Source organism: Neisseria sp. 83E34, assembly GCF_001308015.1.
Classification (GTDB): domain Bacteria; phylum Pseudomonadota; class Gammaproteobacteria; order Burkholderiales; family Neisseriaceae; genus Neisseria.
The window spans coordinates 444,574-460,391 of record NZ_LGYH01000001.1 but is presented as its reverse complement, the minus strand read 5'-3'; the positions used below and the strand labels follow the sequence as shown (position 1 = coordinate 460,391).

General features: G+C 45.3%; 20 protein-coding genes, 1 tRNA gene and 1 pseudogene. 11 read left to right on the top strand and 11 right to left on the bottom strand.

The window, feature by feature from the left end; all coding sequences use genetic code 11:
- Nucleotides 1-269: 269 nt before the first annotated feature.
- The 8 genes from hemB to AKG09_RS02300 all read left to right on the top strand — a co-directional run bounded on the left by hemB (nt 270) and on the right by AKG09_RS02300 (nt 7,021).
- Nucleotides 270-1,280 carry a porphobilinogen synthase gene (hemB, locus tag AKG09_RS02335; RefSeq protein ID WP_369814074.1) on the top strand — a complete coding sequence of 337 codons (1,011 nt, stop codon included), beginning with the start codon at nt 270-272 and terminating at the stop codon, nt 1,278-1,280.
- 153 nt (nt 1,281-1,433) lie between these two features.
- The gene (locus AKG09_RS02330) at nt 1,434-1,994 is read left to right on the top strand and encodes a thermonuclease family protein (RefSeq protein WP_054617868.1); all 561 of its coding nucleotides are present in this window, start codon (nt 1,434-1,436) and stop codon (nt 1,992-1,994) included.
- Nucleotides 1,995-2,054: 60 nt separating this feature from the next.
- Complete coding sequence (gene nth, locus AKG09_RS02325; RefSeq protein WP_054617867.1) at nt 2,055-2,693, top strand: endonuclease III; 639 nt, start codon at nt 2,055-2,057, stop codon at nt 2,691-2,693.
- A gap of 118 nt (nt 2,694-2,811) precedes the next feature.
- Nucleotides 2,812-4,308, top strand: a complete 1,497-nt coding sequence (locus AKG09_RS02320) for a DegQ family serine endoprotease (RefSeq protein WP_054617866.1) — start codon at nt 2,812-2,814, stop codon at nt 4,306-4,308.
- 90 nt (nt 4,309-4,398) lie between these two features.
- Nucleotides 4,399-5,484 carry a beta-N-acetylhexosaminidase gene (gene nagZ, locus AKG09_RS02315; RefSeq protein ID WP_054617865.1) on the top strand — a complete coding sequence of 362 codons (1,086 nt, stop codon included), beginning with the start codon at nt 4,399-4,401 and terminating at the stop codon, nt 5,482-5,484.
- Between the two features lie 353 nt (nt 5,485-5,837).
- Nucleotides 5,838-6,032 carry a DUF2892 domain-containing protein gene (locus tag AKG09_RS02310; protein WP_054617864.1) on the top strand — a complete coding sequence of 65 codons (195 nt, stop codon included), beginning with the start codon at nt 5,838-5,840 and terminating at the stop codon, nt 6,030-6,032.
- 85 nt (nt 6,033-6,117) lie between these two features.
- Entirely contained in the window at nt 6,118-6,642 is a 525-nt protein-coding gene (locus AKG09_RS02305; RefSeq protein WP_054617863.1) for a rhodanese-like domain-containing protein, read from the top strand.
- Between the two features lie 73 nt (nt 6,643-6,715).
- Complete coding sequence (locus AKG09_RS02300) at nt 6,716-7,021, top strand: helix-turn-helix transcriptional regulator (protein ID WP_054617862.1); 306 nt, start codon at nt 6,716-6,718, stop codon at nt 7,019-7,021.
- A 72-nt stretch (nt 7,022-7,093) separates the two neighbouring features.
- Here AKG09_RS02300 and AKG09_RS02295 read toward each other — a convergent pair whose 3' ends face one another.
- Entirely contained in the window at nt 7,094-8,287 is a 1,194-nt protein-coding gene (locus AKG09_RS02295) for an amino acid aminotransferase (protein ID WP_054617861.1), read from the bottom strand.
- A 331-nt stretch (nt 8,288-8,618) separates the two neighbouring features.
- Here AKG09_RS02295 and AKG09_RS02290 point away from each other — a divergent pair, with 331 nt between their 5' ends.
- Complete coding sequence (locus AKG09_RS02290) at nt 8,619-9,191, top strand: hypothetical protein (RefSeq protein WP_054617860.1); 573 nt, start codon at nt 8,619-8,621, stop codon at nt 9,189-9,191.
- A gap of 236 nt (nt 9,192-9,427) precedes the next feature.
- Here AKG09_RS02290 and AKG09_RS02285 read toward each other — a convergent pair whose 3' ends face one another.
- On the bottom strand, nt 9,428-10,060 hold the full coding sequence (locus AKG09_RS02285) for an alpha-ketoglutarate-dependent dioxygenase AlkB (RefSeq protein WP_197272090.1): 633 nt from the start codon (nt 10,058-10,060) through the stop codon (nt 9,428-9,430).
- Nucleotides 10,061-10,227: 167 nt separating this feature from the next.
- Nucleotides 10,228-10,773, bottom strand: coding sequence for a hypothetical protein (locus tag AKG09_RS11825; protein WP_156320773.1), 546 nt, complete (start codon nt 10,771-10,773; stop codon nt 10,228-10,230).
- A 69-nt stretch (nt 10,774-10,842) separates the two neighbouring features.
- Here AKG09_RS11825 and AKG09_RS02275 point away from each other — a divergent pair.
- Nucleotides 10,843-10,918: transfer RNA gene (locus AKG09_RS02275), tRNA-Asn, on the top strand.
- Between the two features lie 34 nt (nt 10,919-10,952).
- Here the strand turns inward: AKG09_RS02275 and AKG09_RS11580 are convergent.
- The 8 genes and pseudogenes from AKG09_RS11580 to AKG09_RS11820 all read right to left on the bottom strand — a co-directional run.
- Nucleotides 10,953-11,945: pseudogene (locus AKG09_RS11580) on the bottom strand (tyrosine-type recombinase/integrase); the annotation flags it as partial.
- Complete coding sequence (locus tag AKG09_RS02270; RefSeq protein WP_054617859.1) at nt 11,861-12,190, bottom strand: helix-turn-helix domain-containing protein; 330 nt, start codon at nt 12,188-12,190, stop codon at nt 11,861-11,863. The gene AKG09_RS02270 and the pseudogene AKG09_RS11580, both read right to left, overlap by 85 nt.
- A gap of 9 nt (nt 12,191-12,199) precedes the next feature.
- A complete protein-coding gene (locus AKG09_RS02265) occupies nt 12,200-12,451 on the bottom strand; it encodes a hypothetical protein (protein WP_054617858.1) in 252 nt (83 codons plus the stop codon).
- Between the two features lie 51 nt (nt 12,452-12,502).
- The gene (locus tag AKG09_RS02260; protein WP_197272089.1) at nt 12,503-12,946 is read right to left on the bottom strand and encodes a hypothetical protein; all 444 of its coding nucleotides are present in this window, start codon (nt 12,944-12,946) and stop codon (nt 12,503-12,505) included.
- On the bottom strand, nt 12,939-13,700 hold the full coding sequence (locus tag AKG09_RS02255; RefSeq protein WP_054617857.1) for a conjugal transfer protein TraL: 762 nt from the start codon (nt 13,698-13,700) through the stop codon (nt 12,939-12,941). The genes AKG09_RS02260 and AKG09_RS02255 overlap by 8 nt, the downstream gene beginning before the upstream one ends.
- Before the next feature lie 174 nt (nt 13,701-13,874).
- A complete protein-coding gene (locus AKG09_RS02250) occupies nt 13,875-14,402 on the bottom strand; it encodes a TrbM/KikA/MpfK family conjugal transfer protein (protein ID WP_054617893.1) in 528 nt (175 codons plus the stop codon).
- 112 nt (nt 14,403-14,514) lie between these two features.
- Nucleotides 14,515-14,760, bottom strand: a complete 246-nt coding sequence (locus AKG09_RS02245; RefSeq protein WP_054617856.1) for a hypothetical protein — start codon at nt 14,758-14,760, stop codon at nt 14,515-14,517.
- Nucleotides 14,760-14,948, bottom strand: coding sequence for a hypothetical protein (locus tag AKG09_RS11820; protein ID WP_156320772.1), 189 nt, complete (start codon nt 14,946-14,948; stop codon nt 14,760-14,762). The genes AKG09_RS02245 and AKG09_RS11820 overlap by 1 nt, the downstream gene beginning before the upstream one ends.
- A 152-nt stretch (nt 14,949-15,100) precedes the next feature.
- Between AKG09_RS11820 and AKG09_RS02235 the strand changes: the two genes are divergently transcribed.
- Nucleotides 15,101-15,685, top strand: coding sequence for a hypothetical protein (locus AKG09_RS02235; protein ID WP_054617854.1), 585 nt, complete (start codon nt 15,101-15,103; stop codon nt 15,683-15,685).
- Nucleotides 15,686-15,818 lie beyond the last annotated feature (133 nt).

The window sequence follows — 15,818 nt, the reverse complement described above, 5'->3', positions numbered from 1 at the left end:
TAATCTGTATTGTTAAAGAGCGCGAACCAATCAAAACAGCTTGTGCTATAATAACCAGTTCGTGAATCACTGCAGCAGCAGCGAAGAAACCGAACTATACCCAACAACCCAACCAGCGTCAACACCCGAAACAACTCAAATATACCCAACAAACACTAAACAAATGTTTTATATGAGAATTTATCTTATGCATTTCAAAATATTTTCATACCAACTATTTTAAAATCTCTTACTAAAACATAATATCTTAATAATTTTAGAAAGAAATTATGATGACTTTTACTCAACGCTCCGTACCTTACTCACGTCTCCGTCGTATGAGAAAAGACAATTTTTCACGACGCCTCATGCGGGAAAACAAGCTAACTGCAGACGATTTAATTTATCCTGTATTTATTCTTGAAGGGCAGAATCAAGAACAAAATATCCCTTCAATGCCCGGAGTCAAACGCCAAAGCTTGGATAAACTGTTTTTTACCGCAGAGAAAATGCTGGGGCTTTCAATACCGATGATGGCTTTATTTCCGGTAATAACACGCAATAAAACAGAATCAGCGGAAGAGGCATACAATCCTGACGGGTTGGTACCCACTGCGGTGCGTGAATTACGCAGCCGTTTTCCCGAACTGGGCATCATGACCGATGTTGCTTTAGATCCTTATACAATACATGGTCAAGACGGGCTTATTGATGAAACTGGATACGTTTTAAATGACGAAACAATTGAAGTGTTGATACGTCAGGCTTTATGCCATGCTGATGCAGGCGCTCAAGTGATTGCGCCCTCTGACATGATGGATGGCCGAATTGGTGCGATTCGAGAAGCTCTTGAAGAAGCCGGGCATATCTATACCCGAATCATGGCTTACTCGGCCAAGTACGCCTCTGCTTTCTACGGACCATTCCGCGATGCAGTGGGAAGCTCTGCCAATCTTGGAAAAGCAGATAAAAAAAGTTACCAAATGGATCCTGCCAACAGTGATGAAGCTTTACAGGAGGTTGCTTTGGATATTCAAGAAGGCGCAGATATGGTTATGGTAAAACCCGGCTTGCCCTACTTGGATGTCATCCGACGCGTTAAAGACGAATTCGGCGTACCGACCTATGCCTATCAAGTATCAGGAGAATATGCCATGCTGGCAGCGGCCATTCAAAACGGTTGGTTAGATAAAGAGAAAGCCATTTTAGAGAGTTTATTGGCATTTAAGCGCGCAGGTGCTGACGGCATTCTGACTTATTATGCGATCACAGCCGCAGAACTGCTCATGAATGATAAATAAACTGACTGCTGTACTCTTACAAGATTAAATATTCCTTTTTGTCTCGCATAATACATAATGCCTGTCTGAAAAAACTTTTCTTTTCAGACAGGCATTGGTATACGCTTCTTATGATACGTACAATCATATTTTTATTTTAAATATGCAATCATTATGTTTATCCGCTTAACTGCTCTTTCCGCCCTATTTGCCCTCGCCGCCTGTTTCGATCCGGTAAACCATGCTTCAAAATCCAATTGGGAAACGCATCAAAATCATGCACCTGCCCAAACTATTTATCAAGCCAAGGTAGTGGCGGTAAGCGATGGCGATACTATTCGCGTAATCGACCGAAACGGCCAGAAACGGAAAATCAGAATGGCTTATATTGACGCCCCAGAATTACAACAGGTGCACAGCGAAGCCAGCCGAAAAAGCCTTACAACCTTACTTGAAGGCCAAACAGTGGAAATAACGGTGTTTGAACGTGACCGTTACCAACGCGAAGTGGCTCAAGTAAAGTTAAACGGACGCGATATCAATCTTGCCCAGCTTGAAAACGGGCACGCTTGGCATTATGTTTCCATAGCCAAAAAGAAACAAAGTAAAACCGACTACCGAATTTATGCCCAAGCCGAGCTTAATGCACGAAGCAAACACTTAGGTTTGTGGCACACTAGGAACCCGCAAGCCCCCTGGCATTTCCGCAAAGAGCAGCGCCAAAATGCACAATAACGATTTGGTTTAAAACAAGAATTCACAACCCAATGCTTGTCTGAAAACACAAACTTACATATGAATAAACACATCCGCCAAACAATCTTCGAGCGGCTACGCGCCGCAAATCCTAATCCGACCACCGAATTGAACTACAACAGCCCGTTTGAACTCCTAATAGCCGTATTGCTTTCGGCACAAGCCACAGATTTGGGCGTGAACAAGGCTACGGCCAAACTATTTCCCGTGGCCAACACACCACAGGCTATGCTGGATTTAGGCTTGGAAGGCGTGATGGAATACACAAAAACCATCGGCCTTTATAAAACCAAATCAAAACACATCATTGAAACCTGCCGCATTCTACTCGAACAATACGGCGGCGAAGTACCCCAAACCCGCGAAGCGTTGGAAGCACTGCCCGGCGTAGGGCGGAAAACCGCTAATGTGGTGCTCAATACTGCTTTCGGACAGCCCGCAATGGCGGTAGACACACATATTTTCCGTGTTTCAAACCGCACCAAAATCGCACCCGGTAAAAATGTGCGCGAAGTGGAAGACAAGCTGATGAAATTCGTACCGAAAGAATTTATCCTCGACGCGCACCACTGGCTAATTTTACACGGCCGCTATACCTGTAAAGCACAAAAACCGCTGTGCGAACAATGCTTGATCAACGACTTATGCGAGTACCCTGCCAAAGCCCTGCCTTCATAGCGCAACAGCAGATGCCTGTCTGAAAAACCTTGTTAAATCAAGTTTTCAGCTTTGCTTCTTTTCGTTACAATCCCGCATTACACAAATATAAAATGCTGAATAGCAATCCCAAGAAAGAATGATCGTGAAAACAACACCCAAATACCTCACTTTGCTTTTAACTGCAAGTCTCTCACTGGCCGGCTGCGACAAACTCGGCATCGGCCAAGAGCAGCAGCCTGCCAGCGCAGTGAAACCCGCGGAAACCAAGGTTGAGAAAAAAGCACCCGCCACCCTGCCCGACTTTGCCAAACTGGTTGAGCAGGAAGGTTCGGCCGTAGTAAACATCCAAGCCTACAAAGATCCCGCAGCTGCGACCAAACCCCGCAAAGACGACGAAATGGATTTAAACCAATTTCCGGATAACGACCCTTTCTACGAATTTTTCAAACGTTTGGTACCCAACACACCGGACGTGCCGCATGATGAAGGCGACAATGATCAAAATTTCGGCTCCGGCTTCATTATTAGCCCCGACGGCTACATCCTGACCAACACCCACGTTGTGAGTGGGTTGGACAGAATCAAAGTAACCCTCAACGACAAGCGCGAATTCATTGCCAAGCTGATCGGCTCAGACCCTCAAACTGACGTGGCTCTTTTGAAAATCGACGCCAAAAACTTGTCCATCGTCAAAATCGGCAATCCGCGCGATTTGAAACCGGGTGAATGGGTAGCGGCCATCGGCGCACCTTTCGGCTTTGACAACAGTATCACTTCAGGCATCGTATCCGCCAAAGGCCGCAGCTTGCCGAATGAAAACTACACGCCGTTTATCCAAACCGACGTGGCCATCAACCCCGGCAACTCAGGCGGCCCGCTCTTCAATCTCGACGGCCAAGTTATCGGCATCAACTCTCAGATATACAGCCGAAACGGTGTCTTTATGGGCATTTCGTTCGCCATCCCGATCGACATCGCCATGAACGTGGTCGAGCAGCTCAAAGCCACAGGGAAAGTGCAGCGTGGCCAATTGGGTGTCATTATTCAGGAAGTATCTTACGATTTGGCTAAGTCGTTTAAACTCGATAAACCTACCGGTGCCTTGATTGCCAAAGTGTTGCCCGGCAGCCCGGCAGCTAAAGCAGGCTTGCAAGTCGGTGATATCGTGCGCAGCGTCAATGGAGAAACCGTGCGCACATCCAGCGAATTGCCTGTGATGGTCGGCAACTTGGTGCCCGGCAAAGAAATTACGTTGGGCGTTTGGCGCAACGGTAAAGAAAACGAGCTGAAAGTAATGCTCGGCGCCGCCACCGATGACAAAGATGAAGCCGAAATAGAAAGCGGCAATATATTACCTCAGAGCATTGAAGCCAAAGATTTCGCCGTAGAAGAGCTGGGCATGAACCTGCGTGAAATCTCAAACAATGAGAAAAAATATCTGGTTGTAACCAATGTAAGCGGCGTGGCGCAACGTGCAGGCATCCGCCGCGGAGATAAAATCCTGTCTATCGCGCAGAGCAAAGTGGAAGACGAAGCCGGCCTGCGTACTGCTATTGCCGGCTCCGGCAAAAATATTCCGCTTTTGGTTGAGCGCAAAGGCACGACGCTGTTTTTAGCTTTAAATCTGCAATAAAGCACATTTCATTTGTTTCAGACAGGCATTTGTTGTTTAAATGCCTGTCTGAACATATATTACCGACCCCTTTATTTAAAGAATACCCGCATGTATCCCATTCACCTTCCCCGCGGCCCTGTGATGGCCGATGTAAATGCATTTCATCTCACCGAAGAAGAAAAACAGCGGCTGTGCGATCCTTCTGTCGGCGGGGTGATTCTGTTTCGCCGCAATTTTGAAAATGTGGCGCAACTTAAAGAACTCGTAAAAGAAATCAAAGCATTGCGCTCACCGGAGCTGATTATCGCCGTTGACCATGAAGGTGGTCGCGTGCAACGGTTTATCGAAGGCTTTACCCGGCTACCCGCAATGGATGTACTCGGCGAAATCTGGGATACACAAGGCGCAGATGCCGCCAAAGCGCAAGCCGAACAAGTCGGCTGGGTATTGGCGGCAGAATTGAGCGCGTGCGGAGTGGATTTGTCGTTCACGCCCGTGCTTGATTTAAACTGGGGGCAGTGCGCCGTTATCGGCAACCGTAGTTTCCATAAAAATGCAGAAATTGTTACTGAATTGGCATTGGCCTTGCAAAAAGGTTTGAATAAAGGCGGTATGAAATCCTGCGGCAAACATTTCCCCGGCCACGGTTTTGTAGAAGGCGACAGCCACCACGTTCTGCCGCAAGACGATCGCAATTTGGCCGAACTGGAAGCCGCCGATATACTGCCTTTCCGCAAAATGAGTGCGGCAGGCATGGCAGCCGTGATGCCTGCTCATGTGGTTTATCCGAAAATCGACGACCAGCCCGCAGGTTTTTCCGCCAAATGGCTGAAAGACATACTTCGCCGGGATATCGGCTTTAACGGTGTAATTTTCTCAGACGACTTAACCATGGAAGGCGCATGCGGTGCCGGCGGTATCAAAGAACGTGCCCGCTTATCATTTGAAGCTGGCTGCGACATCGTGCTGGTATGCAACCGTCCGGATTTGGTTGACGAATTGCGCGAAGGTTTCACTATTCCTGAAAACCCTGAGCTGGCACAACGCTGGCAATACATGGCCAACACCCTTACGCCCGCAGAAGCTGAAACCATGATGACAAGTGCCGATTTTAAAGCAGCGCAAGTCGCAACGGCCAAACTGGCTTCCCCTAAAGATACCGCCGGCGGCGTGAAAGTGGGCGAAGCATTTTGATATCAATAATGCCTGTCTGAAAACCGTTCAGACAGGCATTTTTTATAGTCAACCAACTTAACTTTTGCTATGGCGTTGCCGCACCTTAGTTCAAAGAGAACGATTTTGTAAGCTACTGAAGCAGCAACAAAATCAGTTCCTTACTGCTTATACTGTCTGCGGCTTGCTGCCTTGTATTAGTGTGTTGATCAACGATACATCTTAAACTTACTCATCAAGCATGCCTGTCTGAAAACATATTTTTCAGACAGGCATTTGCTTTGCGTGGCACTTTTATAAAACCAATATTTGATATATAATTTATATTATATAATATTTAACTAATGTTTATTCCAACAACCCGGAGCATCCTTATGAAACGCAATGTAGGCGGTATCGACAAAATCATCCGTATTACCGTAGGCGCAATTTTAATCATTTTGGCAGCAACCAACGTTATCGGCTGGTGGGGCTGGCTGGGCATCATCCCTCTGGCAACCGGCTTAATGTCAAATTGCCTGTTTTATACCTTACTCGGCATCAACACCTGCCCCACTGATAAAAAATAATCAAACACACCACCAAATATCATCATGAATATCAAACTTTATGACGATTTTCAGGTCAATATACTCATATACCCAAGGAATCATTATGTCTATAACCACCATTACTGCTGCCGATACACAAAATAAACTGCAAAACGGCGCAGTATTGATCGACATCCGCGGAGAAGACGAATACCGCCGTGAACATATCGAAAACGCTTTGCTGCAACCGCTGCCTCAATTGCAACAACAAGGCCTACCTGCCGGCGCGCAACAGGCATCCTGCGTGATTTTCCATTGCAAATCAGGCATGCGTACCCGGAATGCAGCAAACACGCTGGCGCAATGCGCTAGCGGTAAAGAAGCATTTATCCTGGAAAACGGGATCGACGGTTGGAAGTCGGCCGGCTTGCCAACCCAGTTCAACGCCTCACAACCACTTGAACTGATGCGCCAAGTACAAATTGCCGCCGGCTCACTCGCTTTGGCAGGCGCAATATTGGGCTGGCTGGTATCGCCCGCATTTTATCTATTGTGCGCATTTGTAGGCGCCGGCTTGTTAACTGCCGGGCTTACCGGATTCTGCGGCATGGCAAGGCTGCTAATGCTGATGCCGTGGAACCGCCGCTAAGCAGAAATATTACCAGCAGCTGCACATTCCGCTATACAATCCGCTTTTTTGCTGTTGAATCAAGAGAATCAAAATGGAAGACAAGTTTTCCAAATACGGTGAGGCCACTACTTTTCTGAAACTGATGGCCAATACCAACCGTTTGGCGGTGTTGTGCAACCTGCAAGACCAGCGTCTCAACGTTACCGAGCTGGCCGCCCTTACCGGCCTGCCTCAGGCTGCTATGTCGAACCAGTTGGCTTTACTGCGCGAAGCCGGATTGGTTGATTGCGAGGTTAATCACCGCGAACGTTTATACTACATCACTGACGAACGCGTAACCAAAACCATCAAGCTGCTCTACTCGTTTTTCTGTGAAAAAAGCCATCCTAATGAGTAGCAAAAAGCATCTGTCATTAAATATGCCTGTCTGAACACTTTCAGACAGGCATATTTCTTTAATGCCACAGGCTTACTTCAATACCTCAGCAAACGCATTGGCTACATAATCAACATTCGATTCATTCAAGCCCGCCACACACATACGGCCGGAAGCCACCAGGTACACCGCAAACTCATCACGCAAACGCTGCACCTGCTCCGGCGACAAACCGGTATAGCTGAACATGCCGCGCTGTTTGATAAAGTAATCAAAATTCTTTTCCGGCACTTTGTTTACCAACACATCATAAAGCTTCCGCCGCATCGCACGGATACGGTCGCGCATCGCATAAACCTCACCTTCCCATTGACTAAACAACTCGGGCGAGTTCATCACATCGGCAGTCACATAACCACCATGCGCCGGCGGGCTGGAATAAATGCGGCGCACGGTAAACTTCAATTGGCCGAACACCAGCTGCGCCTCTTCCTCCGTCGGGCAGACCACACTCAAACCGCCCACCCGCTCGCCATAGAGCGACAAATTTTTTGAAAAAGAATTGCTCACAAACAAAGGCAAGCCCATCGCAACCGCTTTGCGGATGGCATACGCATCATCCGTCAAGTTTTCGCCGAAACCTTGATACGCAATATCCATAAACGGAATCAGCTTACGCATCTGCACCACTTCCAACAGCGCGTCCCATTGAGCATGAGTTAAATCCACGCCGGTCGGGTTATGACAGCAAGGATGCAACAGCACAATGCTGTTTTCAGACAGGCCTAATAAAAATGTCAGCAACTCCTCAAATTTCACACCTCCATTGGCCGCGTCATAATAAGGATAAACGCCCACCTCAAAACCAGCGCCTTCAAAAATGCCGCGGTGGTTATCCCAAGTCGGGTCACTCACATAAACTTTGGCATCAGGAAACCAACGCCGCAAAAAATCCGCCCCCACTTTCAAAGCACCCGAACCGCCCAAAGTCTGAATCGTCGCAACACGGTTTTCCCGCAACCCCGCACAATCCGCGCCAAACAGCAGCTTCTGCACTCCGCTGCGATAAGCCGCCAAACCTTCCATCGGCAGATAAGGACGCGGCTGCGGCTCCGCGGTCCGACGCACCTCGGCCTGTTTCACACATTCCAATACCGGCAGCTTGCCGTTTTCATCAAAATAAATACCGATGCTCAGATTCACTTTTTCGCTGCGGGGATCATTATTAAACGTTTCCACTAAGCTCAGAATCGGATCGCCGGGATAAAATTCAACGTGTTGAAACATGATTTCTCCTTATATTCAATGAAATTTTACGATTTTGATTATACGGGCATTGATAGCAAAGCGGAAAGCATGATGCATGTTGTAACAATCCAAGGCTATACAACGATATATCCTGAATATCCGGCTATTTCCAAAACTTTACTTCACAAGCGAATTATTTTAATCTAACCAAAAGTATTAATAAAATCATTCCATTATCTTGTTATCTTTTACGCTTTACCCATTTTTTACCCATATAGCATTCCAAATGGAATACAAAAAGGAACTTTTCCGTTATTATCTTAACTAACTTTGCAAACGCTTTTTTAAATAACATTTATCGGAGTACACAATGAAACAACTGAAAACCTTAGTTCCGGCCATATTGATGGTTACCGCCTTGGGCGCATGTTCTACATTCAGCAAAAAAGAAGCGCCAAAAGCAGCGCCTGCTCCTGCCGCTGAAGCTGCCGCACCTCAAACCCCTGCTGCCGAGCAACCTAAAACCGTTACTGTTGACTCTATCGACGGCAAAAAAGAAGTAGTGTACAAATGCGGCGACAAAGGCCAAAATAAACTGAACGTAATGTATGGCTTCAAGGGTAACGATGTTGTTGTTGCCCAAGTGAAATATCAAGACAAACTTTCCCCTAACCTGCTGCGTGTTGTTGACGACAATGAACAAAACCGTTTCTTCGGCAACGGCGTTGTTTGGAGCTCAGGCAAAGCGGATGCTACAAACGTTGATAAAGTAGACGGCAATATGCTGACTCAAGAAGCTGTTGAAGTAGTCAACGGCCAGCCAACTCAAGTTTCACAAATCGTAACCAAATACTGCGTATTGGACAAAGCCGAAACTGCTAAGCTGAACAAAGCCGAAGCACCGGCCAAAGGCAAAAAGCCGGCCAAAAAAGGTAAGAAATAAACCGGTTCACAACTAAAAAATGCCTGTCTGAAAATTTTCAGACAGGCATTTTACTTAATACTAAAAGCAACCTGACAAGGTAAAGCCTCTTTTCCTCTATAAGCCATAAAAATCAAATCTCATACCAAACAACACAGCCAGCAGAAGAAAGCGGAGTTAACGCTATAGAAAAAATTCAATTTTACAGCTACACCCTGCGAAAAATAAAAAACCATTCTTTTCCACCTTTTAATACATCAACTACAGATGGTACGAAAAGTCAGATTAATGCGCGGATCATGCACTTTGGTGCTTTTCATCACTGCATGCAGCCAGTGATTTTGTGTTACCCCATGCATTACGATAAGCTGACCGTGTGTCAGCATTAAATCGTGTTTCTCCCGTGTTTGCTTATGTTTGAAAGAAAATTTCCGTGTCGCACCCAAGCTTAGTGATGCAATTACCGGATTTGTGCCCAAGCTTGCTTCATCATCACAATGCCAAGCCATGCCTTCGCTACCGTCCCTATAAAGATTCAGCAAACAAGAATTAAAGTGTGCGGGGCTGATGCCGACGATATGCCGCTCAACGGTTTCTTTAATGGCCAACAAAACTTTGTTCCACGGTAAGGCGGTTCGGGTTATACCGGAGTAAGCATATTGAATTGAATCATCGCCATACCATGCTGTTTGGCGTGCAGTCGTTATCCTCTTACCATAAATCACCACTTCATCATGCCGCCACAATACAGTGTTTTTCAGACAGGCATAGTATGCGTCTGCTTCTTGCTTAGGAAAAATAACGCCATAATCATTCACAATGCCATCATAAGGCAATAGATTGCGCTCAGGCTGGGCTGGTGAAAGAAAAAGCTCGGGATAATTCATCATTCCGGAATCTGCCGTGTAGTAAAATTCTTAATAAAAGACAACGAATATCAAGAACCCAATTAGGAAATTATCGAGTGATATGCATGGTAAACCGAATGTTTTGTGAATATTCATACAAGTATTGTTTTCTAAAAGTTATAAACAATACTACATCAACATGGCCCCTATCACTCCTTTTCCGGCTCTAACAAAATATTCGGAATACGCTTGAAAAAAATATCCCGCGCAATATCTCCTTGTTGCTCAATATTATATTGAAAAAAAGATTTTCCTTTTTGCAGCACATATTTATAAGGGTTATAGCGCTTAAAGCTCAAATAATATGCTGTTTGCAATACCGTACCCAGCCACAATACATTAACACCTCTCTGATATTGCAATACATGCGCCATTTCATGAATAAAGATGCCCTGATAATTTAAATTTTGTGCTGCATAATCATTTTGATAATGCTCCGGATTCACAAAAATGCAACCGTTCGGCGCCATAAACGTTCCCGGCGGCTGCCAAGGCAGATACGGACAATTAATAATGGTTACTTTGTCATAATCAATTAATTCACCATATACACTTTTGGCTAAGCTTACTTCATTATCAGTCAGCCCACGTATAACAAGCTTTTTTTGCTTACTCTTCCAAATCTTATATACTAACCACGGGAGTCTAAACATATTCCGCCCAACCATGGAAAACAAATTAATTTTTAAATTCAAACAAATAATTTTCTTAAGCCGATATTTGCTTGACAAGTTTTCTGAGTCAATTATAATACGCGACTTAATTCCCCGATAGCTCAGTCGGTAGAGCGACGGACTGTTAATCCGCAGGTCCCTGGTTCGAGCCCAGGTCGGGGAGCCAGTTTTTCTAAGCCTAAACAAACGTTTAGGCTTTTTTCTTTGTCACCGCCTATTTTGGGGTGTGTCAAATTTGAGCCGAAACCAAGACCAGCACTGTCCAACAAAGCAGCGTGTCCGTGCAAATGCTCAGGAGCAAGATGGGCATACCGCTGCACCATGCTGATGCTTTCCCAACCGCCCATCTCCTGCAACGCCGCCAACGGAACACCGGCCTGAACCAGCCAGCTTGCCCATGTATGGCGAAGATCGTGCCAGCGGAAATCGGATATACCTGCTTTTTCCAACGCATTTTTCCAAATGCGTGAATTGATGCTTTTTACGGGGCGACCATTTGAATAGGTGAAAACAAAAGACGGGTGTTTGCCCATCTGTTTTTCCAGTACACTGACCGCCGTCTGATTTAGCGCAATACCGATTGCGCGTCCGGCCTTGGCTTCATCTGGATAAATCCACGCCGTTCTACGGTTCAGATTTATTTGCGCCCACCTCAGCTCTAAAACGTTCCTCTGCCGCAGCCCCGTTGCCAAACTGAAAACCGCCATATCGGCTAGGTATTCAGGTAAAGCGGTCACTAGCTTTTGTGCCTCACTTTGCGTCAGCCAGCGGATACGCCGCTTTTCTTCGCGGTATAACGTGATTTTCGGCACGTTATCCAACCATTGCCACTCACGAGCAGCTTTGTTCAAAATGGCGCGTATCAACGCAAGATAACGGTTTTTGGTGCTATCGGAACAACTAAAGCCACCAACGGTATTCATAATAAAATCCCTGTCCATTTTATGCAGCAAAACCCCTCTGAATTGAGGTAGACCACGCAACCGGCTGATGTCGTCTTTGATACTTTTCTTTTTACCTCCCTGCTCTTTAATCCATCGGACGGCTGCTTCCTCCCACAACCGTTTAGGTTTCAACCCCAGATGCTGCTGCTGCCACAGCTCGTAAGCTAGTTTGTCATGCAGCTTTTGTGCTTCTTCCTTGTTTTTGGTGCCAGCAGACCGTCTAATTCTGCGCCCACCTGCCGTTGTAATGTCAACGTACCATATGCCATTGTTTCTTTTGTAGATAGGCATTTTTCTTCACTCCTATTTTCAAGTGAAGCCTGCAATCGTTCATTTTCCAAATCACGGAGAAATCCGTCAAGTGCAGACTGGGTTATACAATATTTCCGACCGGGTTTGGATGCAACCAACCGGCCTTCCCTGATATGCTCCCGAATCGTTTCCGGGTGGCATTTACAGTACTCCGCAGCGGCTTTAACATCATAGGTGCTCATAAGTTAACCTTATATCGTTTCATACACGGCAAACGTGGCGGTTTTAAGATATCCGGCAAGTTTTTTAATAGCCAAGTTGCGCTGGATTTTCGGTTCCAAAACCAAAAAATCTTTAGGATTAATATAAAAAAACAGGCAATAATCATTGCCTGTTTCTGTTTGTACCGGTAAAAGCCGGTAATGCGGATAGCTGTCTTCAGTAAAAGTAAACGATGAGTTTACCGTTATTGGTCGGACAGAAGGATTAGCTTCAATCAACATAATTTCTTCCTTCAATTAATTTTCATGTTCCAGCCGCTCTATAATCACTAGTTATTTAAAAATCAAACCGCAAACCAGCAACAAGATTCCAAAGCCCCAAGCGGCAGACGCAAACATCAACAGCTTTTTCAGATTATCTAAAAAGGCGGCGTTGGCCGTTTCAATGTCTTTTACGACGCGGGCAGATACGGCGGCGTAAATCTTCCCTTCCGCCTCTTCCATTTGCCGGTCTGCATGTTGCGCCAGCTCAACCAGCAGCTGCTCACGGTAGGTTTCCAGCCGAGCGGCCGCATCGGTAATGTTCTTTTCATGCTCGGCAATACGTTCAAGAAAAGATTCACTTACTTTGGCTTGGTCGGCGGCAAAATCGGAAAAAGCAGCCTTCAAAGACTGCTCCAGTATCAGCAAAACCGCCACAACCGGATCATCAGGTGTCAACCTGACGCCAGTCAGTCTGAATACCTCGGAAATAATATCCTGAACTTGATTATTCATCTGCGCTGTCTGCCTTTTGCTCGTTTACCCAAATGGGCAATTTTTTAAGTTGGGCATACAAATCTCGTTTTACCGTACGCAAACGCTGGCGCGGCATAACACCGAAATCAGGCGAATCTTCCACTTCTTTAAAAGTCAAGTTTGCGGATGTCATTGCCTGAATATCTTTTCCGAAAGTATCGGGGTTGCGGTGGGCTACCTTAACCATGCCGATGATTTTCGATTTGTACTCTTTATAAGCCTGAAAATCGGTAAACATCTTGCCATCCGCTGTTTTAACTTCTCCGTGGAACTCATTCAGCCAGACGATAATATCAGCATTAATACTATTCGCTGTCTGAACTAATCCGATAATACAATCATTCAATGATTGTCCACCCATTACCGGCACATGAAGAATGAGGCGGACACCGTTTTCCATCAACAGTTCGTCAACATGGTTTTCTGCCATATACGACATCAAAGGGACAAAAGTAGCTGCACCGTTATCCACCACGGCAATTCCCTCTCCATCCAACAACTTTTCAATCAAACCGTCAAAATTACGGGTGTCGATAGTGTTGTCAGCAGTCAGTATATTTACCACTTCAGGATTTAACGCTTTGAACCGGCTGAATGTCTGATTCACAGGATCGGTGTCAAAACAAAAAACAGGAACTTCAGCCTCAGCCGCTATATATTGAGCAACGATTGTGGAAGCCAAAGACTTTCCCACTCCTCCCTTACCCTGAACAATCAAATGTGCTTCTTTCATTTTTTCACTCCTAAAATCTGGTTATAAATAAACGTCCAAAGAATGTTCTTACACACAAAAAACCGCGTATTTTCAGACGGCCTTTTGTCTATAAAAAGCCGACGGAGTGTTTTCTCCGTCGGTTAAAATCAGTTCCGGCAGAAAAGATGGAGGAAAACCGGAACCGGAGTGAAACTATTTGACATCAACCCAGCGACCACCTTCTTTTTCTTCTCCCACATACTTCACTCGGTCACCTGCGGTCGTCCATCCATGATCAAAATAGGCCTTGCAGTAATCCGGATAAGCTTTTTTGATGTATTGTTTCGTTACTGTCGAATAAAACCAATCTGACCTGCGGCCGATTTTATCTGCCACTTGCTCGGTATAAGTGGCGCGGTTTACTCGGTTTAGCTCGGCAGCATCACAACGGCCTGCTCCATTGACCAACGCATTGATCAATTCAGGCATATTTTCTTCTTTGCTGGACGGACAGAGGTTAAGAAAGTCACGTCGCGCCTGCAATGTTTTGTGCATCCGTTTATGCTTGATCGTAAAATATTTCCGAATCGACTCATTACACTCACTTGGTCTATCCCCGCTGGATAAGCACAATGTTGCCTCACAGGCCAACTTGGCATCGCCAGTGAGATCTTCAGCCTGCACTGGCACAGATACAAAAAAAGCAGCTAATGCTGCCGTTACCGATAAAACTCTCTTCATATTGATTGCTCTCCATATGTTGCACAAATCCATAGAAAAATGGATAATCTCCATAGCCATATGAAAGATTATCCTTGCATTAAGAAGACCGCTTTGGAAACAGAGCGGTTTTTTATTGCCATTTCACTGCCTGTACCGTGTAACCGGTTCCTTTTTCAGACGGCACGATGTTGGCACAAGCATTTAGATCGTGGTTTTTCATAAATAGGTCAACCTGCCTTGATGCCGCCTCTCGGGTCGGATAGGTTCCTACAACGGACACAGGTACAGGTTTTCGTGAGGTTTTGAACATAATGTTCTCCTTTCTGTCAACAATGGCATCTGCGTGGCTCGCGTTGCCGTTTTCAAAAATTTCCATCAGATAAGCTGTTCTTTTTTTAGTACCCACAAAACAATAGAAATTAAGGCCATCATCAAACCCATCAACGAAAAAACCCTAGGAGCAGGATCGGAAGATTTCCTCAATGATAAAGAAAACAAAGTCATGATAACAATCATCCCAAAAAAAAGTATATCTCCAAAACTCATTACAAAATTTTCCGGCATAAAAAATCCTTTCCTATTCCATCTTTCAGGGTAAAAATAATGCCGTCTGAAAATCATGTTTTCAGACGGCCTTTGTGATAGGGCGGGCGTTTCAATGTCCGTGTTAAGATTGAATTTCCACATCTTCTCTTTACACAAAACAGGAAACGCCCATGGAAAATAGTCAAGAAACAAATGAAAACCGTTTTGAAAAAATTGCCATCGCCATAGTTTACGGCTCTATTTTCATTACACAAAACCTACTTATATTTTGCATTTTGTGTGTACTGTTTTCCGGCTGGCAGTTATGGAAACACTATCATGAGATCGTAAAAAAATTTGAATGGACATGGAAGGTTTTTGTTACTTCTGCTGTAGCACTGTTTCTCGCCAAAATATCGGCCACTCATCACTTCAATAATAAATACGGCATCTACCCCGAACATCTTGACCATTCTGTTGCCGTATGGACTGTCATCACTGCCTGTACGTATTTAACGCTTCCTGTTTTATGGAACAGTCTTAAATTTCTTGCCATCAGTATCAATGAGAAATCCGTTTTAAAATCACTTAAATACGGCATCCATTCAGGCACATTTATCATAATGTGGTGGCTGCTTATAATGGCTCATAACCAAGCTGCCAATATGACCGATGGCTGCTTTTGCTGGATGCTTACAGCCATTCGGATTGTCGGCCAAGCCAAGCCAGCTTTGCCATCCGTAAAAACAACGAAACCTGCTATCGGTTCATCTTGAAATTCCCCGCCGAATTGGAAATGCAGGAATACCCGTCACTTAAACCATGAGATGCAACCATCACAGGAGCCTATCATGATGAGCGTATAAATAATAATTTCAGATATTATCCACCAGTAAAAACATACAACTC